Source organism: Actinoplanes sp. NPDC048791 (assembly GCF_040650095.1).
GTDB lineage: Bacteria > Actinomycetota > Actinomycetes > Mycobacteriales > Micromonosporaceae > Actinoplanes.
On record NZ_JBEZGQ010001646.1, the window covers coordinates 1 to 1,225 of the forward strand.

Annotated in this window: 1 protein-coding gene and 1 pseudogene; one reads left to right on the forward strand and one right to left on the reverse strand. The window is 71.0% G+C overall.

Annotated elements, in window-relative coordinates; all coding sequences use genetic code 11:
- A pseudogene (locus AB0C29_RS49265) lies at positions 1–329 on the reverse strand (hypothetical protein); the annotation flags it as partial.
- 360 nt (positions 330–689) lie between these two features.
- On the opposite strand from AB0C29_RS49265, the gene paaI reads away from it, so the two are divergent.
- Positions 690–1,112 carry a hydroxyphenylacetyl-CoA thioesterase PaaI gene (gene paaI / locus AB0C29_RS49270; protein ID WP_360835402.1) on the forward strand — a complete coding sequence of 141 codons (423 nt, stop codon included), beginning with the start codon at positions 690–692 and terminating at the stop codon, positions 1,110–1,112.
- Positions 1,113–1,225 lie beyond the last annotated feature (113 nt).

The window sequence follows — 1,225 nt, forward strand, 5'->3', positions numbered from 1 at the left end:
AGCTCGGCGAGCCCGGCTGCGGACGCGGGCACCTCCAGCGCCACCAGGTCCACCCGGGGTTCCGCCTGCGCCCCGGCGATCGCGGCGGGAACGTCCGCGGCCCCGCCGGGCAGGGTGAGCGAGACGGGCAGCGGCGATCCGGCGGGCAGGGCCGTCGTGAGCTCCGGCCAGCGGGGCAGGGAGCAGATGAACGGGCCGAGCAGCGGTGCCAGTGGCGACGTGCGCCGCTCCTGGTGCACCCGTACGGCGTCCGGCAGGGGCTCGTTGCCGGGCGGGAAGATGGCCGCGTCGTCGAACAGGCCGAGGAACAGCCGGGGCGGTGCGGTCACTCTTACCTCCGTCGGGGTCGCTGCGCCGGTCCAGCTTTGGCCACCGGCCTGAGGTGCACAACGCGTCCAGTCGGGAGCAGGCAATCTGTACAGATCCGCCGCCACAGGCCGGGTGGCACTGGGCAACCTGTACAGGCCGCCGGATCACGCCTATATCAGGATGTTAGGTGCGAACAATCACGAGCCAGTGATTTCGACTAATGCGTCATAGCCTGGCCGACGGCGCCAAAGGTAGCCGACAAAGGCCCTCGAACCAGACAGTGGCGACCGTCCATGGATGATCACGGCCCGTCAGAAGCTGTACCCGCACAGTTAGATTCGCTCTCGATCTCACCGGCACTAGCGGGGGCGCCTACCACCATGGACACGATCCAGATCGCCACAGCCATGTACCACCGGGACCTCACCTGTCAGCACCTCGGCATCCAGCTCGACGATCTCGGGCCCGGCCGCGCACTGCTGCGGATGCGGGTCACCGCCACGATGACCAACGGGCACGGGACCGTCCACGGCGGATACCTGTTCCTGCTGGCCGACGCGGCGTTCGCGTACGCCAGCAACACCCACGGGCCTACCGCGGTGGCCCAGCACGCGCAGGTCACGTTCCTGCGCCCGGCCGAGGTGCACGACGAGCTGCTCGCCGAGGCGGTCGAACGGGTGCGCGCCGGCCGCAACGGCGTGTACGACGTGACCGTGCGGCGCCCGACCGGCGAGGCCGTCGCCGAGTTCCGCGGGCACAGCGTGATGCTGAGCGGGCGGCCGTCCGTCGCACCGGGGCAGTGACCGGCGATGGCGCTGGAGCTGGCACTGCTCGGGCCGGTCGAGGCCCGTACGGACGGGGCCCGGGTCCCGCTCGCCCCGCTGGAACGCAGCGTTCTCACCCTGCTGGCGCTGGC

Bases quoted from the DNA above. Each gene is read 5' to 3' on its own strand.
- paaI (WP_360835402.1), top strand. From the start codon at position 690: ATGGACACGATCCAGATCGCCACAGCCATGTACCACCGGGACCTCACC.